Source organism: Frankia sp. CeCAU1 (assembly GCF_977971845.1).
Genome location: NZ_CDWWXA010000251.1, coordinates 1,198 through 3,670, shown reverse-complemented (window position 1 = coordinate 3,670; position 2,473 = coordinate 1,198). Strand labels below are relative to the sequence as shown.

1 protein-coding gene is annotated in these 2,473 nt (G+C 73.1%); it reads right to left on the bottom strand.

Features of this window, described 5'->3' with window-relative positions; translation table 11 throughout:
• The coding region (locus AC08OO_RS23110) for a non-ribosomal peptide synthetase (RefSeq protein ID WP_476619087.1) at nt 1–2,473 on the bottom strand (2,473 nt) is incomplete at both ends.

The following is a 2,473-nucleotide window of genomic DNA, read 5'->3' as shown; positions in this document are numbered from 1 at the left end:
TCCGGGTACCGGCGATCGGTGTGCCCAGGCTGACGCCGCCGCCCGCCGTCAACTGCCGGCAGGTCGACCAGATCGTGGTCTCGGTCGGGCCGTACATGTTCCACACCTGCGCGCAGCGCTCGATCATCGCCTCGGCCAGGTCCGGAGGGAGGGCCTCGCCGCCGCACAGGGCCTTCAGCCCGGGAGTGCCCGCCCAGCCGTCGTCGACGAGCATCCGCCAGGTCACCGGCGTAGCCTGCAGCACCGTCGCGCCGTGCCGTACAATCTCCGCCGCCAGCCTCCTGGGGTCCAGGGCCACCTCGCGTTCGGCCACCACCACGCGCCCGCCCACGACCAGCGGCAGGAACAGCTCGAGCCCGGCGATGTCGAAGCCCAGCGTCGTCACGGCCAGCAGGACGTCGGCCTCGGTGAGGCCGGGGCGGATTCGCATCGCGGCGAGGAACGTCACCAGGTTGCGGTGTGAGATGACCACGCCCTTGGGTGTTCCGGTGGAGCCCGAGGTGTAGATCACATATGCCGGGTGCCGCGGGTCGATCCGGCCTGACGCGGTCGGCTGGCGGGCCGCCAGGGCCTCGGCGGTCCGCGGGTCGTCCAGGACCGTCCGTACGGCCGGGTGGCCGGGCAGCGCCCGGGCGGTCTCGGCCGTGCAGACCACGGCGGCGGGGTCGGCGTCGGCCAGCATGAACGCCACCCGCGAGGACGGGTATCCCACGTCTACCGGGAGGTAGGCCGCGCCGGTCTTCAGCACTGCCAGCAGCGCCACCAGCATCTCAGCGGACCGCGGCAGGGCCACGGCGACGACCCGCTCCGGCCCGGCGCCCTGCTCGGTCAGCCGCGCGGCAAGTCGGCCCGCCGCCGCATCCAGCTCCGCATAGGTGAGGCCTACGTCCTGGAAGACCACCGCGACGGCGTCCGGGCTGCGCCGCACCTGGGCCTCGAACAACTCGGGCAGCGTCCGGTCCGAGACCTTGGGCGCGGTGCCGTTCCAGGCGGTGTCGTTCCAGGCGGTGCCGTTCCAGGCGGTGCCGTTCCAGCCGTGCACGACCTGGGCCCACTCAGCCTCGTCCATGACCGGCACCCGGCTCGCCCGCAGCGCGGGGTCGGCGGCGACCGTTTCCAGCAGCCGCACCAGCCGCCCAGCCAGCTTCTCGGCTGTCGCCCGGTCGAACAGGTCGGCCGAGTAGCCGACCGCCCCGTCCAGCCCGGCGGGTGCGCCGCCGGCGGTGTGGTGTTCCCCGACGGTGAAGGACAGGTCGAACCTGGCGGCGTCGGAGCTCGACCGCTGTGGTTGGACGGACAGGCCCGGCAGCTCCCAGCCGCCGTCCTGGTGGGTGGTCTGGAAGGTCATCATGACCTGGAACAGCGGATGCCGGGCCAGCGATCGGTCCGGTTGCAGCTCCTCCACCAGCCGCTCGAACGGCACGTCCTGGTGGGCGTAGGCGGCCAGGTTCACCTCGCGAACCCGGGCGACCAGGTCACTGAACGACGGGTCGCCGCCGGCATCGGTGCGCAGCACCAGCGTGTTGACGAAGAAGCCGACCAGGCCATCCAACGCAGGGTCGCCCCGGCCCGCGATGACGGTGCCGAGCGGGATGTCGGTACCCGCGCCCAGGCGGGACAGCAGCAGCGCGACCGCCGCCTGCACCACCATGAACATCGTGGCCTTCCGGTCCCGGGCGATCTCCGCCAGCCTGGCGTGGGCCTCGGCGCTGACGCGCAGCGGGACGGTGCCGCCGGTGAAGGAGGCCACGGCCGGGCGCGGACGGTCGACCGGCAGCGTCAGCTCGGCAGGAAGACCGGCCAGGGACTGCCGCCAGTACGCCAGTTGCCTGCTGATCAGGCTGTCCGGGTCGTCCTCGCTGCCCAGGATCTGGCGCTGCCAGGCCGAGAAGTCGGCGTACTGGACCGGCAGCGCCGCCCATGACGGCTCCCGGCCGGCGAGTCGCGCCGCGTAGGCCGTGGACAGGTCACGGGTGAGCACTCCTATCGACCAGCCGTCGGCCGCGATGTGATGCACGACCAGCAGCAGGACGTGCTCGCGCTCGGCCAGGACGAGCAGCTCGGCCCGCCATGGCGGCTCGCTGCGTACGTCGAAGCCACGTGCCGCCTCGGCCGCCAGCAGGTCCGCGAGGTCCCGCTCGCTGGTCTCACGCACCACGAGCTCGGGGCCACCGTCCAGGATCTTCTGGAAGGGCACCCCGTCCCGGTCGGGGAACACCGTGCGCAGGGTCTCGTGCCGCTGTGCCACGTCCTTCAGCGCGGCTCGCAGCGCGTCCCGGTCCAGGTCACCGCGCAGCCGCAGCGCCATCGGCATGTTGTAGACCGCGCTGCCCTCCTGCAACCGGTTGAGGAACCACATGCGGGTCTGCCCGAACGACAGCGGGATCTCCTCGGGCCGCTGCCCGGCCACCAGGGGGGTACGGGCGGTCCCGCCGCCGGAGGCCAGCCTGGCGATGCCCGCCGGGGTCGGCGC